Below are 19,338 nucleotides of genomic sequence, written 5' to 3'. Positions count from 1 at the left end.
ATATAGATTCAGAACCTAAAACTATAATTGAAAGAAAAGTATTACCAATCATAGAGCAGAACAAAGTAATGCTTAATCAGTAATGTGTTCAAGAAACTCTTCTCCAATACCTAACTTCCTATCAACACTGACCCAATAGATAGATAGATAATGTACCTATGAAGATCTTGAATTATCAGTAATTGTCGTCCTCAATTGGGTGTAGCACCAACATGTTTGGTTTCGCAATCATGCATTAGCGACGAAGTGGTACTAATTTTGGTATCAATTACGGGCTCTAATAGTACGCTAATGTATATACTCATACTTTCTTGTTCTTACTATTTATTTTAAGTGAACACATACAACAAAATGCAATTAAACACCTTGTATAGCTAAACTGGTAGATAAAATACAAGAGAACTACATGATTGAAAGACCAGAGGCTTAACTAATTATCAGTGTATGTGTAACTAAATTCAAACAATAACTTATATAACTGCTGATTGGCCTGCTGCATACTGGTTTGACAGAAAGGAAACGGAGAGCACGCACCAAAACTCATAGAAATGCGACCAACGTTGATGATGCGACCACGCAGGATAAAGAGATTAGTGTAATCACTGGTGCCAAAAAGCAACCAAATTTAGATAAGCACAAAAAAGAAGGTTTTCGAAATGAACAAGAATCATCTATAACAGCCTTAGTCGGAAATACATCATCCGACGAATTTGAGAATTTTCATCATTCTAGAATATCATCAGAGACACAAAATACTTTTGATGACGATTACAAGAAGGCAGTTTCTGTCGTCAGAATAAAGGAGCAGCCTAGTTTCGAATCTAGAAGTTTTCGACCCGTAATTTTCTCAAATTCAAATGCACAGGAGTATCTTGCTTTAATTCAGCAAACAATTTTCTCTGTAAATGAATCAAGAGAACGGGATTCTTTTTTTGAGCTACAAAGAACTGATTATCGTGACTCCATACTCAGTATGGTTACATTTTGGCAAAAAACGCTGTACAATTGGCTTAAAATATGCAGAGATTTTAACGACTACACTACAATGTTGTTTAGGGAATACTGGATGATGCCTTATTGGTTCATCTCCGGAGGCAAATTTGGCAATGTATGAAACCTATATCGTATACACAGTTCAGCCAATTGAAGCCTGAAATACGCTGTATGGTTCATGGAGAGAGCTAAACGGAGAATGGATTAGCCCTAGCATGCTGTAATATTGAAATTCTTGATTATCAATGTTAAATTACGATATATTTGCTCATGACATGAAATACAACCAGAACTTTTTCTAAACCCAATCGAGATTTGAAAAATTTCAGAGTATCTGTAATTCACAATTAGAATTATCATCATGTACCAATCGAGATTTGTCTCAAACTTGTCCTTGTAAAGTCTTCAAATGGTCACACCTTTACAGTTGCCAACGAAAATGAAATAACCAAAATGCATTCATGCTACGATAAATAAAGGGGGACAGTATATGAAGCTGTCAGAATGTATCCTCAAAAACATCTTCAAAGACGGAAAATCTCTGAGGCGCTAGTGATAGTCGCCTTAGCCCTAGTTCTAATTTACATCGCTGATGCTGCTGTAGGGCAAGGGAAACAAGGCTTCTTGCCATTAAGTGCAGCATTACGTGGTATGTTATTCGGAGCCTCTTCAATCATCTTATTCTTCGCTTCTTTCGGCGTGGGTTTTGGCCAGAAGTCAAAGATCACCACCTATTTGTTAATAGCGGGCGGAGCTATAACCGGAACGTCAGTACTAGGAGCGGCATCAATGGCCAAAGGTGGACTTCCTGCAATTCAAGCATCATTTCTGGCTATAGTCATCGTAGGCTATATTATACTAGGGTTAGGGATTTTCAGGTTAGTTCGGAAATTATAGTTGGATCCGTAAGATGGGATTAACATTGGCTATGCTCCTGTAAATTGGTTGGTACCAATTATCTCCAAACTCCGACTGCTTAATCCCAGTCGACAAAAATGCAACAGCCAATTCCATTTGTTTATGTCTTCTCATGGCTATTAAGGAACAAATCTAATTCAGAATACTATCGGGCAATTAATTCTCTACTTTTTGTAGCATTACTTAAACTCGAAATCAGATGAATCCACGCATATACAATCGATAGCACGATCTTAAAATCATTCTAAGATTGCGATTGCACGTAAAGGTGAGCCTGTTGCACCCTTCAGTTTGAGAGGAGTAAACACAAAAGTAAATGGACTTCCAATATCTATTTTTTCTAGATTACATAAGTTCTCAATTACCAGAATATCATTCGACAATAGTTGCTTATGAGACGTAAGTACACCATCTTCACCTAAATCTATACTGGGAGTATCTATGGCGACGGCATTTATTTTTTTCTCGAGAAGAAACTGTGATGCATCTTCTCCAAGACCAGGGTTGTTAATAACGTAACCTTCGTCCATTTTTCTATCCCCATTTGTGTAAGCTTTTTGCCAGCCTGTATCAATTACTAAGGTATCGTTGGGCTTGATATTAAGGCCGGCGTCCAAGATGTCCCGACGAGTGATACTTTCATTTGGTCCTTTTGTAATTCGCAACAATAGAGCATTCTTGCAAACAAACCTATCAGCGTTGATCTGATTGATGCTTTTACCCTTGGGGCAAAAATGAGAAGGAGAGTCAATATGAGTTCCAGTATGGGTACTTAGAAACACTACCTCAGAGTCATAGCCGTGCACATCAAATTTTGACCATTTGATAAACGTGGGCTGGGGATATCCAGGAAAAACTCTGCTCCTTGATGATATTTCAAGTGTAAGATCGATAACCTGCACAACATTCGATACATTCGGTATGATTATTAATTTTACCGCCACTTCTTTCATATCTATACGACATATTCGTAGTGCTAGAATTCTATCTAATAGACATTCCAAAATTTAATAAAATAGCATAGTTATCTTCGAATCACAAACGGCGTTTAGGAAGTTTGAAAAGAGTTTAATAACTGCTGTGAAATTACTATAATAGATGCCAACAGCATATGTCTTAATTAACTGCGACCTTGGCTCTGAGGAGGAGATATTAAGGGAATTGAAAAAATTAACTGAGGTTATTGAAGTGAGCGGTGTGTATGGAGTTTATGATATAATCCTGAAGATCAAATCCGATACTATGGACAAGCTGCGAGAAACTATTACATGGCATGTAAGAAGAATCGACAAAGTAAGGTCAACCTTAACAATGATCGTCATTGAGGGCCAAGGGGACAAAGGCAAAAGACAGAAACTTGACTTCTAGCACTAATTAAGCGGCTCTTAATATCAAAATAGCCTCTGTCAATTTCACTATAATCAACTTCAATCAAATCTACCGTGCATAATACTTTTCACAAGACAATTATGAATTAATCTGAAAGGTCTCATTAGTACCATTATACAGCCACATTGAATAAATCCTAGATTTATGGGCTGGTGCTAATCTCTCATATCGTGCCTGCATTCGTGTAAATCTCTTGAGCCATCCAAACAAAGAATCTTTCTATCCACACTACTTCTGACCTTCTTATAGCCTAGGTAGATAAAAATTTTCGGTCTATCATGTTTTACTTCGGTATTATTAATAATACTCATTCTCTTTTTTGGGCTTTAATGTGTTGATTGTGAAGCTATGTTAGTACTAGAACTGTATGATATTTGGTATCAACTCGGAAACGCTGTGGCCTACTCGTGTGTCTTTAGCTATTATTCTTGATTCATCTGTAATTCAGTTGGGAAATTACTATTTTGCTTTCATTCATTCTCGTTTACCTGTCCTAAACCTGTCATTATATCGGAGTCCTTATCTCATTTCCTAATTCGTAATATCTAATAGCATGCGATCTGTCACTGTTCAGGCTTGTGATTTAGGATCCAGTACACCGTAACCTGAAAGAACAACTATACCGATGTTTTGAGCTCTTCATTCTTTGACCCATGGATCTTTATTTCATGGACTTTGACTCATTCTTCTGATAATATACTATCAGGAATGAGATCCAGGACGTTGTCAACACTGCGTGAATATATCTACAGGTCCTAAGTCACTAAATGCATTGTAGTTGATAGCCCTGTTTGATTATTAGTCAGAATATTATTTTTATGTTACATTAATTATATTACATTAAATACCTTGCCTATAGTAATAATGTGATTTATGGGTAATGTATTCGAAATTCTAAGTCCGAAGGGATTGAATGCTCTTATTTTTAATGACCCTTATGCAAAACTTTGTTGCACTTCAACACTTGTTAGTAATTGTTGCCTACATATGCAGACTCGAGACCATATCCAAACTCCTGATCCGGTAAAAAGAGTGGTTTACATAGATTTGGATAGTACTTTCAGCGCTTTTGTAAAAGGCGGATTGATACTAAGAGAGTTGATCTTTGTTCCAGTCGAAAACAAAGATATATTCGCTACTCAGACCATGGAAGATATTCACAAAAACCTTCGCATCTATATGCCAGTTATAGGCAGTTTCGAATCAATACTGAGTCACGTTTTAGACTCGATGTCAGAATCCGCTCTTGTCATTGTTGATTCTTTAAATTCCTTTTTTAACCTATATTACGATAAAATCAGTATCGAGACTGGACATGGGCTTAGTAGTGTCAATCATTTGCTATCAGTATTTCTCATGTTGCTTGTTAAGCTTGGTTCGGAATCGCATGTTCCAATCTTAGCGACTAGTATGCTTCGTTATAAGAAACATGTAAACTGGATCCAGATACCTGCCAGTAATAGACTTCTGGGAAGGAAAAGCATTGTTACATTCTTTGTGGAAATGATTAACGAAAGTGACCTGTCTCTAAGAATAACAGAACACCCTAGTAGACCTAAAGAGACGCTTATCTTTAATGATTATGGAATAAAGCTCTAATTGTTGTATTTACTTATTTTTTAAAGTAGTTTTTCATTGTTCCAGTGTGCTAAAGGAGAGTGAAATAGAACAGATAACTTATAAACAAATTACTTCAATCAGGACCAGCTTAGGCTTCATTTATGCCATCGAAGATCAAAATCAACACATCGAAACTATATTTTAATTTCTAATTCTTTCTATGCTTAATATTTTTATGATCCCATCATGCCAGGAATTTTCAAAGGTGTCCGATAATCTTTAGTGACTGCTATCCCGTGATCCGCAGTTACAGTCACTGACTTGAGCGATGAATTATCCGGTGGCGATAGAAGCACCCTGTCCCCAGGCGACAATATGGCCAATTTATCGGCAGAGTTATTACCATAATTAACCACGATATTCGTCAAGGGAAGTCTTCCAGTATTTGCTACTGTTACTCTTGCCGTGTTAAAAAGATATTGATTATCCTTGATTGGATCGACACTTACTGCATAGTCCTGTGTTGCTACTGCAAAAACAGAAAACAACAAGAATATTGTGATAATTACAGCTGCTCCTCCAATAGCAGCGAAGAGATAAGTGTGTCTCATTATGAATATCATTTATACGTACAACATTTTATGTTTTTCTAATTGGCTGCTATAACTTTTGAGATTTTATTACAAAAATCACAGATACTTTAATTTCTGCTGGAACAATTCCAATTCTTAACAAGTCCTCAGATCAAATTAAGATCTCAGGTGCAACTCAGCCCAACAGCAGCTGTCAGTTTCAGGTGAAATAAAAACATGACTCGCACAGATCGTCCTCAGGTGAACTCGCATAAAAACGTTCTAACAAGGGTTGGCTACCCAACAAATATTATTAGTCCGCCTGTCTCCCCTTCTAAGAAGTCATTTCGACTATTCCAATTGAAGCTTGACTGGCGATTCCAATATTCGTACCTGGGGAAGTCAGATAACTCTATGATGCCTCTTTGGGTGATATCTCTGGATCTGGCGAACTATCCCGTTGATATTCTGATGTTGTCTTTGCAATCTCGGGTATCTTATTACAGCTTATACCCTCTTGTTAGTAATAGTCACGTTAGCTAAAGGCTCCGAGTCCCCACTGATCTCAGGCTGATGAAACCATCAAGCCCATGGATGACTTCCATCACCAAATTCTCTCGCTTTGGGCCATTAGGTCTGATCGCCATGCTCTTGCCTAGCTGTTTCTGGTATGAAGATTGTTAAGCAATAAGTGTCAAGACTGATGTATTATCGTTGAGTGACTTGATGTAGTTAGGCCTTAATATTTACTAATCTGAAGCCAAGTATTAATGCTATACCTATAATAGTGAAGCCTGCTGCCAACAAACCTCCCTGCGTTTTTGGATTTGCAGTTTTTCCGGATCTGTATAAGAGAAAGGTTCCTGCCATCCCTATAAACAGAATCATTGTTGTCACGATAGTTTCCCCTATCGTCTGAACAGATCTAGATGGGACAATGAAGGTAGTTGATCCTTGGTTTGGTCCTTCTATAATTGAATTGAAGACACCTGATCCAAGCAGGAAAAATACTATTATGTAGACGACAGCAACAATAAGAGCTGATTGACCTATATTGATGTGTGGAAACATAACCTACCCGCAGAATATTTCTATAAAAAGGTTTGCTGGCAATTGTGAGAATTGGCTAAATAATTTTGCCAAGCAATTTTCATATGTCACAGTTGGTCTATACTAGATTGTTAGATTCACCACGAAAGCTGTACATCTTCCCTTCACTCATATTCTATTATAGCTGCCCGGTATTAAGCACTTTTAGTTGATAGTTCCTTTAGATCAGATTAATAGGTGGGAATCTGAAATCCTCCTGTGTTCACATATTTATAACAAATTATCCAATCAAAAGAAGTATTTCTAATCATAAATTAAATATCTTTATTCGATGACAACTCAGCGTAAAAAGACTCGTGCAGGGGTCGGTGATACCTTCACCTGAGCCTAGCATTCCAGTGGTCTATTCATTTTACCAAAGTTAACTATCTAGTTAAAACTATTCATTTCAAAGGCGATGAATAGATAAACAGTCAATCAGGACTATACTATTCGGAAAAAATAATAGTATCCAATCAAAAATGGTGGATTAAAGATTTGCTCAGTTTGAATCCAGTCTTACATGTCACCCATGCCGCCCATTCCTCCAGGTGGCATACCTCCGCCTCCTGGCGGGCCGCCAGATTTGCCTGAGGCTATTACGTCGTCGATTCTTAGAATCATCGATGCAACTTCAGTCGCGGATTTAATGATTTGCTCCTTCACTACGAGTGGTTCGAAAACTTCCAACTTAGAAATATCTGCAATTTTGCCGTTTCTTACGTCTATTCCTGTCCACTTTGAACCTTTACTTTGCTTTGATCGTAAATCAGTGAGAGTGTCAATTGGATCCATGCCAGCGTTTTCAGCCAGCGTCAATGGAATTACTTCTAAGGATTCTGCAAATTTTTCTGCAGCCAATTGTTCCCTACCGGTCAAGGTACTTACCCAATCTCTTAACTTTGCTGCAGTGTATGCCTCCGGCGAACCGCCTCCCGCAACTATAACTGGTCTTTCCAAAACATCTTTTATGACCATTAGTGCGTCATGAACTGATCTGTCTGCCTCATCAACAACTCTTTGAGATCCACCTCTAATAAGTAAAGTTACAGCTTTTGGGTTCTTGCAACCCTCGACAAAAACCCATTTGTCTGTTTCAATCTTCCGTTCTTCTACTAGATCCGCAGAGCCCAAATCCCTCGATGTCAAGTCATCAAGATTGCTCACCACGCGAGCACCTGTTGCTTTGGCCAACTTTGACATGTCACTCTCCTTGGCTCTTCTAACTGCCAAGATCTCTGCTTTGGCAAGGTAATGTTGAGCAATATCGTCTATTCCCTTCTGGCAAACAATTACATTAGCACCGGTTGCTGTTATCTTGTCTACCATATTCTTGAGCATTTTGTTCTCTTCTTCCAAAAACAAATTCATCTGATCCGGCGAACTAATGTTTATCTTTGCATCAAACTCCGTCTTTTCTATCTCGAGAGCAGAGTTAATGAGAGCTATTTTTGCTCTTTCAATCCTCTTTGGCATTCCTCCATGGACCACCTCTTTATCTAGAACAATTCCTTTAATCAATTTAGTATCATGCAATGAGCCACCAGCCTTTTTCTCTACTTTGATGTCATCGATGTCTATCTTTGATACCGAATCTGCTTTGTCAGAAACTTGTAAGCAGGCATTAACAACTAGCTCTGCTATTTGTGCGGATTCCCTTGACACAAGCTTGGTTTGCATAGATGTCTTCGCTATTTTTATCAAATCTTCTTTTTCATTATCTCTAATCTTCATACCCATGCTGTTGAGCGTCTCTATCGCTTTCAAAGCGCTCTTCCGATAGCCATCAACAATGATGGTTGGATGAACGTCTTTTCCGATGAGCTCTTCGGCCCTTTCTATCAAGGCACCAGCTAATATTACCACAGAGGAAGTACCGTCTCCTACCTCGTTATCTGTTGCCTTGCTTATCTCAACCATCATCTTGGCGGCAGGGTGCTGTACATCAATCTCCTTCAAAATTGTGGCGCCGTCGTTTGTAATCGTCACGTCACCGAGGGTATCGACTAACATTTTGTCCATTCCTCTCGGACCGAGGCTTGTCCTCACCACTTCTGCAATTAACTTAGCAGCGGTGATGTTATTTTTTTGGGCGTCTCTGCCTTTTGTCTGAGTCGCTCCTTCCTTCAAAATTAGTACTGGCATTCCACCAGCTGATCCTTGTTGAACTGTAGCCATATCCATATTCCTCTAAAATTTGTAAATTATGGCACAATTTGGGATATTTTAAACTTACTCAAACTTCGCTACTGCATTTCTTTGAGAAAAGCCAAGAATCTTTAGTTACCAATATGTAGTTGAATCTCAAGCGTGAATCTAAGACTGGTTACAAGTTACATGTGGTGTAGGTCATTTTAATAATTCATCATACTTTCCGCTTGCTAGCTCTGCATACAATTCTTTTGCAGGTTTGTCTTCAACCCTCATCCCAATACTAAGACAGGTTCCTATCACCTCTTTTACTGCTCCAAGCAAATTGCTTGCATACGAACTCTCAATCTTCATCTTGGCTATTTTAATCGCAGTTTCCATGGGTATATTCCCAGAATGATCCGTACCGGCAGTCCCTGAACCCTTGGATGCTCCTGATTCCTTTAATACCAATGCAGCGGTCGGAGGAATTCCCACTTCTACGTTGAATTTCTTTGTGGATGTGTCAACCTCAATTTTTACAGGGACCTTCATCCCTGGAAAATCCTTAGTTTTCTCATTGATTGTATTTACAACTTGTAATATGTTCACACCGATGGGACCCAAAGCAGGGCCTAGCGGTGGACCTGCACTTGCTTCACCCCCGTTAACTAATGCAGAAATGGTTTTTGTATCTGCCATAGTTTGACAAAATTAGAACTGAAATATAAACGTCAGTCGTATATGCTGAAGGTTCTAAGTGCTTAGGGTGACTGGCGATTCAACATCTCTAAAAAGCTTCCTGCAAAGATCGTACTTAGTGCGTTACCTTTTTCAAATAATTTGCATCCACCGTCACTGGTATCTGGTATGGAGAATCAAGTAACACCACTGTCGCTTCCTGCTTTTCATAGTCCACCCTGGTAATTTTTGCTTTCATGGCTTTAAAGGGCCCACCAATAATTTCTACCGTGTCATCAATACCAAGATCGGACACTACAGGCTTCTTGACGAGGTAGCCTTCTATATCTTTGAAAGGTAATTCTCCACGAATCTGGCCTCTGACATGACGAACTCCCGCTAAAGCTTCATAAGCAATATTTGAATCGGGCGCCTCCACAATAATGTAACCCTTAAAATTGTCAAGTATGAGGATCGAATGAATCCCAATTTTTTTCGCATTAATTCTATTCTGTATGATATTTGCCACTATGTTCTCTTGTCCACCTGCAGTCCTTACAGCGAAGAACTTTGAGTCTAAATTAGTTCTTGGTTCAGACCCTTGGTTATCTTGCTTATTCGCTGATCCTGAAGTCGAGACCTCGTCTTCATCACCAGATTGAGCAGAAGAGGCTTGTTGAGAATATGGTGAAGGCGAATTCAATTCATCCTTTGAAGGTTTCCTATCTAAATTCTCGTCAGAGTAATCATCAAGGTCATCATCTCTCTCAAGATCTTCATTCCCTCTAAGACTCCGGGCCATAATTTTTCAACTAAATGAAAATTAGTATTTCGGATTTAATAAATTTACTTCATGTAATTTTACAATCGGACAATGGTTTGGTGGTAATCGTACACCAAGATGAGACTTTATTTCGTAAAGAGTGTAACAACCTAGCAGCCGGATACTTTATATCGCAAAGAAAATAGAAGGGCAAGAAAAAGCTATTAAACCTGAGCGAGACGCTAAAATCATAAAAGCAGTAATAATTAGTCCTTTTATATAAAGTCCTTGGATGAATAGATAGTATCCAGGAATAGCGCATGCGTAAATGGTGGGCCAATGTGTCATATTATTTAATGTTATATTAACCGAAGGGCAAATTCGTAACAGTGGTTTAGTAGCGCTTTAAATGATCTGTAGAGATTTGATATTATCAGTACTATTGTCCACCGGCTAATCGTATAAAACAAGTCAAGGGGTTGATCATTTGGCCCATAGCCTCTGGTTTCCATTGAGTACAGCCCTCTTTAATTGAACTAATCTTTTGACATGACTAGCCTCAGCAACAGGGAATTCAATATTTCCACTCCCACCTGAATTGAGATAATGTTAACTGATTGAGTTTACGTTGTCTGGAAAAGAGTCAGAACAAGTAGTAGGATGTGCTACATTAGTAGGGATTATTTGTACCACTGAACGTCAATTACAGCTCAAATGTTGGATTCAACCTGTGGTGTCAGAGGTCTTACCTGTATGGATAATATTGAGACTAGTGCATTTGTCGATTAACACTGGCTGTCGTATTATATACATAACTACATCTCTAGTTTAATTGAACTTCAAAAATGGTTTTCAATCAGAATTGATATTATTGGGATATTATGACGGCAAATTATGCACATCTTAAATGTCAAATTATTGGCTTTATCTGTTTATTGCTGTCATTCTCCATATTATCTGCTCAAATGGTTTCAAAAATCCTGATTTAAGGGCTTGGTGAGAAGGAGGTTCCTATCTGTCTCAGAAATGAAGACATCTTTCATAGTTGTCCTAACAACAATATTCTAAATCTGATTCTCGAAGAGCCGTATTTAGTTTAAAATTATAGAATTTAAGCTAGATCGAACAAGAAGGACCTCACATCGTAATCTGAAGAACGATCCCATGGAATCCACGGCCAGCATACTTAAGTCATATAGGTACTAACCATTCAATAATGCAATCCATCTCAAGACAGTTTAGCGTTACCCTAATTGGACCGAGAGGGGATTCTTGCTCGTCGTCGATTACCACAACAGTGCCAGCATAAGCAGCTTGCTTGTTTAGTAAGAAGTGCGTGGTATTTCCTAATCGATTATAGTTTAAGACTCGCCTTAGAACTCCCATGGCAGATCTTGACCTAACCTGCTCATAAATTGTACGTAATGACTCTGTATTATAGGATTTGCCAACAACCATGCTTCCATATCTGAACTCGGGCGAACAATCGATCATGTTAGCTATGGCTATTGTAACTTTCTCAGAGGACTCAGATGGTTTAACCGAGGCCACAATCTTTATCTCAACAGTAGATGTAATAGGAGGCTTTTTCAGTGGTGCGTTCCCCCAGCTTTAGATGTGTATTTTTTGCGGTTACTGTAGTGTAGTTTGACCCATTGCGCAACTATACCAATAGATATTCGCTTCAGCTCACTAATCGTCAAGCTGTTATTTGAGAGCACCTCATCAGATAATGCAATTGCTTCACTTATGCCCACTGAGAGCTCACGTTTGTCACGGTTATCAAAATCCTCAATTGTCAATGGTGCGTCATCCCTAGCCCTTCTCTTTAGATGTTCAAATCTTATCTTAGTAGAAGCATGAATAGAAAGTAATCTAACTGATCCAGCGGTTCTTAGTATCTCAACTTCTGATAAGCTTCGTATTCCATCTACTACAAAATTATTGGTTTTAAATTTCATTTTGATTCTTTCAATTTTCCCCTTTATCAAATGGGCAATTGCTCCTGGGCCACTATCATCCCTCATTTTCACCATTAGATTGCCCAAATTAGTGTCAGTAAGTTCTATGTGACTTTGTTTCGCCTCTTCACGTACTACATCACCCATCGTAACTAGGAATAAACCATATTCCTCCAAAAATTTGGCTACTGTGGATTTGCCAGAACCAGGCATCCCAGTAAGGCATACTATGAGAACTAACTCTTTATTTTCGTTCAGATGACTTTGGCCTTCAATTTTAATCTTTTTCTTATACTTTTTGCCATACCGTTCTGCCATGTCTGCGACGTACAAAACTGTCGGATTAAGGAATTTATTAAATATTCGCTCTTTGGGATTTAAATATGCATCAACACTTTGAAATCTATTTATTTGCCAATTTCTGTAGATAATGTAAAAATATGCGAAAAATAACCTGACTGGTGGGGTTACTTTGAGGGCCTTTATTGCAGTTGAGTTATCAAGCACGGATGCCGTTGAAAAGCTGCAACAGGATTTGGTTGCGGAAACAAAATGGTTATCAGGACATTTTATGCCAGTAAGAAGCCAGAACCTCCACTTTACTCTTATCTTCTTAGGAAATGTCGGGCTTGAGACCTCTGACAGAGTACAGATGATACTTTCTGACATAAAATTCAAACCACTAAATCTAGTGTTACGAGGAATTGGTGCTTTCCCGCATCCAGGGCATGCGAGAGTTATTTGGGTTGGTGTTGATGAAAATGGAAAGCGTGCGATGGTTAATCTCGCTCAGCAAATAGTCTCAGGATTGTCAAGAATCAAAATAAGTCCGGATAGACCTTTTGAACCTCATCTTACAATATTCCGAGCCAAAGTCATGCCCTTACAGCTGAGACCTGAGGTAATCAGTAAATATTACGACAAAGCCATTGCGCACGATACAATTGATAGAGTTCATTTCAAGCGAAGTGAACTTTCTTCCTCTGGGCCTACGTATACCAATATCTTTACGGTGCACGCTACATGAATAACGTTGATTCAATCATTTTAGAGGCTCTAAGACAAGTACAACCTTCTGTTGATGACGTAAAAAAATTAACAAAGATAGCAAATGAGACCACAAAGCGCGTCAAACAAAGAATCACTCCAAAGGTTGTTGATGTTATTATAGGTGGATCATTCGCTAAAGGAACATGGATCACTGATGACGTAGATATAGACATATTTGTTAAGTTTGATAAATCAGTTGCTGATGAGCAGTTCAGGGAACTCGGCGAGATCATAGGCTGGGAGTCTCTTAGGGGGTTTGATCCGTATGTTCGCTTTTCTGATCATCCTTACGTCGAAGCAGTTATTGAGGGAGTTAGAGTTAATGTGGTTCCATGTTACGATGTGGCAATAGGTGAATGGAAAAGTGCGGCTGATAGGTCGCCTTTCCATACAGAATACATGAATGATCACCTAGACGACGAGAAAAGGAACAATGTACGGCTACTAAAGAAGTTTCTGAAATCAACGGGAACCTATGGCGCAGATATTGCAACCGGAGGCCTTAGTGGCTACGTGACGGAAATTCTGATCTTGAAATATGGCTCTTGTAAAGAGGTACTGAACGTTATATCTAGCATGGGGCCGAACGACAATGTCATCTCACTTCATAATCACAATGAAAATAAATTGAATTTTACAACCCCTCTTATAATAATTGATCCTATTGACCACAAACGAAATCTCGGTGCAGCAATTTCTGCTGTGACTTTGGGGAAGCTTATACTATCTGCCAGATCATTTTTGGCGAAGCCATCGTTTGATTTCTTCTGCAAGAGCAAAAAAACCATCAAAAAATATTGGCAGCTTCATGGTAATCTACTAGTGCTCGAATTCAAATATGAAAATCGTAGCCCTGATGTACTTCGAGGGCAACTAAAGAAAAGCATGATAGCCATCTCGAAACAATTGGAGCTTGCTGCTTTTAAGGTAATCCGGATCACGTGTGTTACCGATGAAAAGGGAAGCGCTGCGTTTGGCTTTTTACTAGAATCAATTACTTTGCCCACATATGCCCAAAAAAGCGGACCAAAAGTTCTTATGAAAAAGGAAACTGACAAATTTATGTCAGAAAATCGAAAAGAGTTGCTTATGTCATGGGTAGACAATGACATGAGAGTCAGAAGTGTAATGAGAAGAAGGAGGACAGATGCCATCGAGTTCTTGAAATATTTGTTAACTTGCAAAATAAACAGCATTGGCATCACGAAGGGACTGATCGAAGACATTCGTAAATCATTTCACATTTACTCCGGTAATGATTTAAAGACATCTGATATAGTAATGGAGGCTGTCGCCGACCTTCTCACCTCCGATCAAGGCCTGTTATAGAAAAATCGAAATAGGCAGTGTGGAGCTCATCCCTATCCTTTCTTATCCAAGGGAAATCAATACACAAGCATATGTTCGTCGCCTAAAAGAAATAGATTGTCTCGGTGTTCATTCATTTTTGCCAGCTGGGAATACCAAAATCGGGAGACTTAACATTTTAGGAAAGGGGGGAGTTGGCATCGTAGCGAAGGTTGAAGGCAAGGACAACAAGGTCTATGCACTCAAAATTAGGAGGGTTGATGCAAACCGTTCATCCATGGACATGGAAGCCATCTTCCTTAAAATGGCGAATTCAGTTGGCGTAGGTCCTAGTGTTTATGCCAGCTCTGAAAACTTCATTTTGATGGATCTTATAGATGGATGGAATATTGAATGCTGGTTAAGCCAACAGAATATTAGCTCTACTCAGGTCCGTGCAATTGTGACTGGCGCACTGGAACAATGTTACAGCCTGGATAGTGCAAATCTAGATCATGGCGAATTAAGCTCTCTCAGTCATCACCTGTTGGTGTCCAAGGACGTGGAAGCCCAAATAATAGACTTCGAATCCTCTAGCATGACTAGACCACCCCGGAATGTTACTTCAGTCAGTCATGCGCTTCTACTTAATGGCCGTATTTCAAAGCTCATTGGGAAGTACATAACAATCGGGAAACAAGATGAGCTACTCCAATCGCTTAGGGTATATAAGCGGGACAGAAATAGGCGGAATTTTGAAAGAATTTTGAATGTTCTGGAGTAATGAGCCATTGGTTGTATCATGGCTACCACTGGTACTGGTTGTAGACCTTATGGTTCTATTTATTGAATAGCGATGATATTCCATTTTTGACTCAAATTGACCTATTCTGCGCCTAAGACCATAAAGTTAGTAGCTAAAACTAAAAGAATATCACTCACTCAACTCTTATAACTCAGTGGATAACTCCCTTTGAGAAGCTTTTGGATGATAGGCGGGCCAATGGTCAAGCACAATTTAGCATCCCAGGTCTCAGCTAATCAGCCAGTAGGTTGGCAATCGATAAACTTCTAAGAGATAATATCAATAGTATAGCGCATAAGTTGGTATCGAGAAGAATGATAAATGTACAAAATCTACGAAGCATAATTGACTTTGATAACTGTACGAAATCCAGATATTGGGCACAATAATTTAGGGTTACTTATAAAATAATGGCCGAAAATACATCACCTGCAGCTTCGAACACTATCCCGTTTCCTACATTGACAATACTCTATTTGCCTGCAGAGGCAGAAAGTATAATCGAAGAAGTGAGTCAGAAGTATTACAACATAACCGTAGAAGAGTGCCATGGATTCTTTCATGGCGGACTAAGAAGGAAGTACAATAAAATAACAATCTGGAGCCAAGGAATTGACAGCCTTTGGTTTAATGCCATTATTGCTAGAACAAAGGAACTTGCGGGGGTAGAATTCGTACCTATCGTGTCAGGAGGCATAATGTATTCAGTCTGAATTGTAAACTCACATAATGTATTTGTGTCTGTAGGAGACTGAATTGATCCGTAATCGCACCGCAACGCAATCCGGTATTGCAGTAATTTATCTTTCTGTGGTTACTCAATTTTAGTAGTTGCATCATTAAGTATGTGATTCTAAAATATTCTCTGAAAGTGAATTTAATACGAGTATTGTCCTCATTGGTAATATCGAATTAGATCAATGGATATGAATCTATCATTTTGATATAATTAGTAAGCGACGGATTGTTGCCAATCAAGCCTTAGGTGGGATTTGGACCCACGACCTAAGGTTTACGAAACCTTCGCTCTGCCAGGCTGAGCTACTAAGGCAATCAATTACAGGCAGTCAATAATTCACTATTTAATCTTTCATATTCAAGCTTGACTGTCGATTCAGTGAAAATTGTTTGGAAGCTTGATTCAAATTAGATACGTACTTTTAGATCCAAATCGAACATGAAAATATCGATCTCTGGAGTCAGAGGAATTTACGGAGAGGATTTGAACTTACATGAAGTTGTTAGATTTGGGAGACTTTTCGCATCTTTTTTGACACAGAGAAAAAAAAGACAGTGTTTAACAGCAAGAGATACACGGGATTCTGGGAAAATTCTTCTTCGAACCCTATCTGCCTGTTTGATGGAACGTGGAATCGATGTTTATGACCTTGATGTGGCTCCAACTCCTGTATTATTTAGGGAAGCAAAAAGGTACGGCGCTGGCATTGTAGTGACTGCTTCGCATAACCCTCTAGAGTGGAATGGTCTAAAGTTTGTGACAGAGGGAAGAGGGATTTTCGAAGAAGAATTAAATGATATTCTCCAAGGCACGGTTTCTGACCCGGATAAATTTGGTGAGACATACTCCATAAAATCAAATTACCTAGATGACCTCTACAATCTGATCTCAGTTTCAGATAACCCTAACGATGTCGCGTTAGGCTTTGATCTAGGTGGGGGTGCAACGTGTGGTTACACAGATGGCCTATTTAAGAGGCTTAATTACAAGTTCGTGTGCATCAATGACACTCCTGGCATATCTTCGAGAGCCCCTGATCCAACTAGTGATGACCTGTCCGAACTAAGTTTTTTGGTACGTCAAAATAAGCTCGATTTCGGCTTTGCCTTTGATTTAGACGGCGATAGGGTAGTGGTGGTTCATAGTAATGGCCAAAAGCAGAATCCGGATTCTACACTATTACTATGTGTAGCGAGTGCCCTAAAAATGGGAGCAAGAAAGTTTGTAACAAGCTTGGATACGAGTATTTGTATTAAAAAATTGATAGATAGAAATTATGGTAGCTTGGAATATGCTAAAGTTGGTGAGGCTAATGTTGTACGAAAAATGTTAGAAGTCGGCGCCGAGGCAGGGGGGGAAGGAAGCAGCGGCGGCTTTATTCTCCCTAAATTCAACTTGTGCAGGGATGGACTGCTTGCGGCAGCCATAATTTCCTCACTTGATCGTGCCTCAATTAAGGAGTGCTTGACATTAGGATCAGAATACTCCCAAATCAGATCTAAAATTCCTGTGAATTCTTCAAATCATCAGATCTTAATCGAAAAATTACTGGACCTGTTGCAGTCAGAATCATCACAAATATCGACTCTAGATGGTATCAAGGCAACGCTTGATGAAGATTCTTGGGTCCTTGTGAGAACATCAAACACCGAACAAGTACTAAGGATATCGGTTGAATCCAAAGTCGGAAAGGTAGACTACATCCATAAAAAGATTATGGAGATAGTCAGATCAGTTTCTGAGCATGTTAACTGAAAACGAAATTATTGATATCCTTGTTGATACTCTCGATCTTCGTCGAAACAGGGTAAATAAAGATGACATTTCCACACTTTCTTTAAAAAGGCTGAAGGGAATGAATACCCTAATACTCAAATGCGATATGTTGGTAGAAAGTACGGATGTTCCTAAGGGCATGCACGCGTGGCAAATCTCTAGGAAGAGCATAACTGCTTGTGTGAGCGATCTTTCGTCAAAAGGCGTTAAACCGGCTGTTGCTCTAATTTCATTAGGAATTCCCAGAAAATATTCAAAAACCGACATCGAAGCTCTCGCAAGGGGATTTCAAATAGCGTCAAGAGAGTTTCAAGTTAGCATAATAGGAGGAGACACTAATGAGTCTAAAGAGCTGATAATCGATTGTAGTATGATTGGATTTTCAGAACATAGTGAAGATGACCTTCCTGGCAGAGACGGTGCCAAAGTGGGTGATTCAGTAATTGTTTCAGGAGAGTTTGGATATACTTCAGCGGGACTCCAAATTCTAACAAATAACGCCAAGGCATACGGTCAATTTAGAATGAAAGCGATCTCCTCGGTATTGGAGCCTCAACCTGCACAGAAATTTGGATTATCTCTCGCAAATTTGTTTTCTGCATCATTGGATTCCAGCGATGGACTGGGTATCTCGCTTTATGAGATTGCAAGGCAAAGTGATGTCGATATTCTTATTGACAATATTCCGTCAGCAAGTGGAATATACGGTTTCGCTAGAAAGAATCAATTAGACCAGAAACAACTGATTTTTCGCGGAGGAGAGGAATATGAAATTATTGCCACCGTGTCCCAGCGTAATTTGATCAAAGCAAAGACTATATCTCAGCGTGCACAAATGAAATTGCATATAATTGGCAAAGTAGTAAAGGAAAGGGACACGGCAAAGTACTATTAAGGGAGGGAAAAGCAGTTAAGTATAGTGAGCTGGAGGAAAAAGGATACATCCATTTTGAGTAACAATGCCTTTGCTCATTAGCTTGATAAGGGAAATGTATTATGTTACCGAAAGGTCGTTATGCTTGGGATAAAAAGTAACGTCCTTAGGATTTCTAATAATGGGTTGAAATAGCAACACAAAAAGGATATGTTCAACCTACAGATATTTTTTATTTAGCCAAGGACGCGATGCAGCTCGATAAGAAGATTAGAATTCGAAAATCTGACTACATTAATATATCTGCGATGTCTTAGAGGTCTTCTCGATTCATGTCCACTGAAATAGCCGACATTACTCAACTCAAATGGGGGGTCGCACATATCTTTAGTAGTTATAATAATACTCTGGTCCACATTACGGACGTTAGCGGAGCCGAGACTGTTGCATTTAGTTCTGGTGGGAGGCACGTAACCGCAGACAGATACGAATCCTCTCCTTATGCTGCAATGAAATCCGCTGTCGCAGCAGCCGATGCAGCAAAAACAAAGGGGATAAATGCGTTGCACATACGTGTGAGGGCTGTGGGAGGTGTGGGTCCTAGGATACCAGGCCCAGGTGCTCAGGCAGCAATTAGAGCCTTGGCACGGGCTGGTTTAGGATCGGCCGGATAGATGATGTAACACCAGTTCCTCATGACACGACACGGAAGCCAGGTGGCAGGAGAGGACGAAGAGTTTGAAAATTTATT

The 19,338-nt window shown here is 39.3% G+C and carries 19 protein-coding genes, 1 tRNA gene and 1 pseudogene; 11 read left to right on the top strand and 10 right to left on the bottom strand.

Annotated features, from left to right (window positions below; all coding sequences use genetic code 11):
• The first annotated feature begins 505 nt into the window (after positions 1–505).
• Positions 506–1,114: a hypothetical protein gene (locus DYY65_RS02085; protein WP_162476331.1), complete on the top strand. Its 609-nt coding sequence runs from the start codon at positions 506–508 to the stop codon at positions 1,112–1,114.
• A 383-nt stretch (positions 1,115–1,497) separates the two neighbouring features.
• On the top strand, positions 1,498–1,890 hold the full coding sequence (locus DYY65_RS02080) for a hypothetical protein (protein WP_162476330.1): 393 nt from the start codon (positions 1,498–1,500) through the stop codon (positions 1,888–1,890).
• A 260-nt stretch (positions 1,891–2,150) separates the two neighbouring features.
• Here DYY65_RS02080 and DYY65_RS02075 read toward each other — a convergent pair whose 3' ends face one another.
• Positions 2,151–2,864 (bottom strand): cyclase family protein, encoded by a 714-nt coding sequence (locus DYY65_RS02075; protein ID WP_162476329.1) that lies wholly within the window; start codon positions 2,862–2,864, stop codon positions 2,151–2,153.
• 145 nt (positions 2,865–3,009) lie between these two features.
• Between DYY65_RS02075 and DYY65_RS02070 the strand changes: the two genes are divergently transcribed.
• Complete coding sequence (locus tag DYY65_RS02070; protein ID WP_162476328.1) at positions 3,010–3,279, top strand: Lrp/AsnC ligand binding domain-containing protein; 270 nt, start codon at positions 3,010–3,012, stop codon at positions 3,277–3,279.
• A 176-nt stretch (positions 3,280–3,455) separates the two neighbouring features.
• Here the strand turns inward: DYY65_RS02070 and DYY65_RS12125 are convergent, their stop codons facing one another.
• A complete protein-coding gene (locus DYY65_RS12125; protein WP_201449262.1) occupies positions 3,456–3,611 on the bottom strand; it encodes a hypothetical protein in 156 nt (51 codons plus the stop codon).
• Positions 3,612–4,287: 676 nt separating this feature from the next.
• Here DYY65_RS12125 and DYY65_RS02065 point away from each other — a divergent pair.
• Positions 4,288–4,899, top strand: coding sequence for a hypothetical protein (locus DYY65_RS02065; protein WP_162476327.1), 612 nt, complete (start codon positions 4,288–4,290; stop codon positions 4,897–4,899).
• A gap of 194 nt (positions 4,900–5,093) precedes the next feature.
• On the opposite strand, the gene DYY65_RS02060 is transcribed toward DYY65_RS02065, so the two are convergent.
• From DYY65_RS02060 to DYY65_RS02030, 7 genes are all read right to left on the bottom strand, one after another.
• Positions 5,094–5,471, bottom strand: a complete 378-nt coding sequence (locus DYY65_RS02060; protein ID WP_162476326.1) for a hypothetical protein — start codon at positions 5,469–5,471, stop codon at positions 5,094–5,096.
• A 693-nt stretch (positions 5,472–6,164) separates the two neighbouring features.
• The gene (locus DYY65_RS02055) at positions 6,165–6,503 is read right to left on the bottom strand and encodes a hypothetical protein (protein WP_162476325.1); all 339 of its coding nucleotides are present in this window, start codon (positions 6,501–6,503) and stop codon (positions 6,165–6,167) included.
• Between the two features lie 537 nt (positions 6,504–7,040).
• A complete protein-coding gene (gene thsB / locus DYY65_RS02050) occupies positions 7,041–8,699 on the bottom strand; it encodes a thermosome subunit beta (RefSeq protein WP_162476324.1) in 1,659 nt (552 codons plus the stop codon).
• Positions 8,700–8,870: 171 nt separating this feature from the next.
• Positions 8,871–9,353: a 50S ribosomal protein L11 gene (locus tag DYY65_RS02045; RefSeq protein WP_162476323.1), complete on the bottom strand. Its 483-nt coding sequence runs from the start codon at positions 9,351–9,353 to the stop codon at positions 8,871–8,873.
• Between the two features lie 115 nt (positions 9,354–9,468).
• Positions 9,469–10,134, bottom strand: a complete 666-nt coding sequence (locus tag DYY65_RS02040; protein ID WP_162476322.1) for a transcription elongation factor Spt5 — start codon at positions 10,132–10,134, stop codon at positions 9,469–9,471.
• Between the two features lie 1,152 nt (positions 10,135–11,286).
• Complete coding sequence (locus DYY65_RS02035) at positions 11,287–11,646, bottom strand: RNA-binding domain-containing protein (RefSeq protein ID WP_162476321.1); 360 nt, start codon at positions 11,644–11,646, stop codon at positions 11,287–11,289.
• 38 nt (positions 11,647–11,684) lie between these two features.
• The gene (locus DYY65_RS02030; protein WP_201449264.1) at positions 11,685–12,374 is read right to left on the bottom strand and encodes a nucleoside monophosphate kinase; all 690 of its coding nucleotides are present in this window, start codon (positions 12,372–12,374) and stop codon (positions 11,685–11,687) included.
• Between the two features lie 154 nt (positions 12,375–12,528).
• Here DYY65_RS02030 and thpR point away from each other — a divergent pair, with 154 nt between their 5' ends.
• The 4 genes from thpR (at position 12,529) to DYY65_RS02010 (ending at position 15,911) form a co-directional block, all read left to right on the top strand.
• The gene (gene thpR, locus DYY65_RS02025) at positions 12,529–13,083 is read left to right on the top strand and encodes an RNA 2',3'-cyclic phosphodiesterase (RefSeq protein ID WP_162476320.1); all 555 of its coding nucleotides are present in this window, start codon (positions 12,529–12,531) and stop codon (positions 13,081–13,083) included.
• Positions 13,080–14,435, top strand: a complete 1,356-nt coding sequence (cca, locus tag DYY65_RS02020) for a CCA tRNA nucleotidyltransferase (RefSeq protein WP_162476319.1) — start codon at positions 13,080–13,082, stop codon at positions 14,433–14,435. Before thpR ends, cca begins: the two co-directional genes overlap by 4 nt.
• A 118-nt stretch (positions 14,436–14,553) precedes the next feature.
• Complete coding sequence (locus tag DYY65_RS02015; RefSeq protein WP_162476318.1) at positions 14,554–15,177, top strand: serine/threonine protein kinase; 624 nt, start codon at positions 14,554–14,556, stop codon at positions 15,175–15,177.
• Positions 15,178–15,608: 431 nt separating this feature from the next.
• Positions 15,609–15,911, top strand: a complete 303-nt coding sequence (locus DYY65_RS02010; protein ID WP_162476317.1) for a hypothetical protein — start codon at positions 15,609–15,611, stop codon at positions 15,909–15,911.
• 264 nt (positions 15,912–16,175) lie between these two features.
• Here the strand turns inward: DYY65_RS02010 and DYY65_RS02005 are convergent.
• A tRNA-Thr gene (locus DYY65_RS02005) sits at positions 16,176–16,249 on the bottom strand.
• A 126-nt stretch (positions 16,250–16,375) separates the two neighbouring features.
• Here DYY65_RS02005 and DYY65_RS02000 point away from each other — a divergent pair.
• The 3 genes and pseudogenes from DYY65_RS02000 (at position 16,376) to DYY65_RS01990 (ending at position 19,329) form a co-directional block, all read left to right on the top strand.
• Positions 16,376–17,692 (top strand): phosphomannomutase, encoded by a 1,317-nt coding sequence (locus tag DYY65_RS02000; protein ID WP_162476316.1) that lies wholly within the window; start codon positions 16,376–16,378, stop codon positions 17,690–17,692.
• Positions 17,682–18,608: a thiamine-phosphate kinase gene (gene thiL, locus DYY65_RS01995; RefSeq protein WP_162476315.1), complete on the top strand. Its 927-nt coding sequence runs from the start codon at positions 17,682–17,684 to the stop codon at positions 18,606–18,608. The genes DYY65_RS02000 and thiL overlap by 11 nt, the downstream gene beginning before the upstream one ends.
• 311 nt (positions 18,609–18,919) lie before the next feature.
• Positions 18,920–19,329, top strand: a pseudogene (locus DYY65_RS01990) (30S ribosomal protein S11).
• Positions 19,330–19,338 lie beyond the last annotated feature (9 nt).

Source organism: Nitrososphaera sp. AFS, from assembly GCF_009898475.1.
In the GTDB taxonomy this organism is placed as follows: domain Archaea; phylum Thermoproteota; class Nitrososphaeria; order Nitrososphaerales; family Nitrososphaeraceae; genus Nitrosopolaris.
Note: the sequence above shows the minus strand (reverse complement) of the source record. Positions and strands in the feature narration are given on the sequence as shown.

Excerpts from the sequence above, each read along its gene's own strand:
- DYY65_RS02030 (WP_201449264.1), bottom strand. The coding sequence starts at position 12,374 with ATGGCAGAACGGTATGGCAAAAAGTATAAGAAAAAGATTAAAATTGAA.
- DYY65_RS02060 (WP_162476326.1), bottom strand. The coding sequence starts at position 5,471 with ATGAGACACACTTATCTCTTCGCTGCTATTGGAGGAGCAGCTGTAATT.
- DYY65_RS02080 (WP_162476330.1), top strand. The coding sequence starts at position 1,498 with ATGTATCCTCAAAAACATCTTCAAAGACGGAAAATCTCTGAGGCGCTA.
- thiL (WP_162476315.1), top strand. The coding sequence starts at position 17,682 with ATGTTAACTGAAAACGAAATTATTGATATCCTTGTTGATACTCTCGAT.
- DYY65_RS02000 (WP_162476316.1), top strand. The coding sequence starts at position 16,376 with ATGAAAATATCGATCTCTGGAGTCAGAGGAATTTACGGAGAGGATTTG.
- DYY65_RS02055 (WP_162476325.1), bottom strand. The coding sequence starts at position 6,503 with ATGTTTCCACACATCAATATAGGTCAATCAGCTCTTATTGTTGCTGTC.
- DYY65_RS02045 (WP_162476323.1), bottom strand. The coding sequence starts at position 9,353 with ATGGCAGATACAAAAACCATTTCTGCATTAGTTAACGGGGGTGAAGCA.
- DYY65_RS02075 (WP_162476329.1), bottom strand. The coding sequence starts at position 2,864 with ATGAAAGAAGTGGCGGTAAAATTAATAATCATACCGAATGTATCGAAT.
- DYY65_RS02010 (WP_162476317.1), top strand. The coding sequence starts at position 15,609 with ATGGCCGAAAATACATCACCTGCAGCTTCGAACACTATCCCGTTTCCT.
- DYY65_RS02070 (WP_162476328.1), top strand. The coding sequence starts at position 3,010 with ATGCCAACAGCATATGTCTTAATTAACTGCGACCTTGGCTCTGAGGAG.
- DYY65_RS02040 (WP_162476322.1), bottom strand. The coding sequence starts at position 10,134 with ATGGCCCGGAGTCTTAGAGGGAATGAAGATCTTGAGAGAGATGATGAC.
- DYY65_RS12125 (WP_201449262.1), bottom strand. The coding sequence starts at position 3,611 with ATGAGTATTATTAATAATACCGAAGTAAAACATGATAGACCGAAAATT.
- cca (WP_162476319.1), top strand. The coding sequence starts at position 13,080 with ATGAATAACGTTGATTCAATCATTTTAGAGGCTCTAAGACAAGTACAA.
- thsB (WP_162476324.1), bottom strand. The coding sequence starts at position 8,699 with ATGGCTACAGTTCAACAAGGATCAGCTGGTGGAATGCCAGTACTAATT.
- DYY65_RS02065 (WP_162476327.1), top strand. The coding sequence starts at position 4,288 with ATGCAGACTCGAGACCATATCCAAACTCCTGATCCGGTAAAAAGAGTG.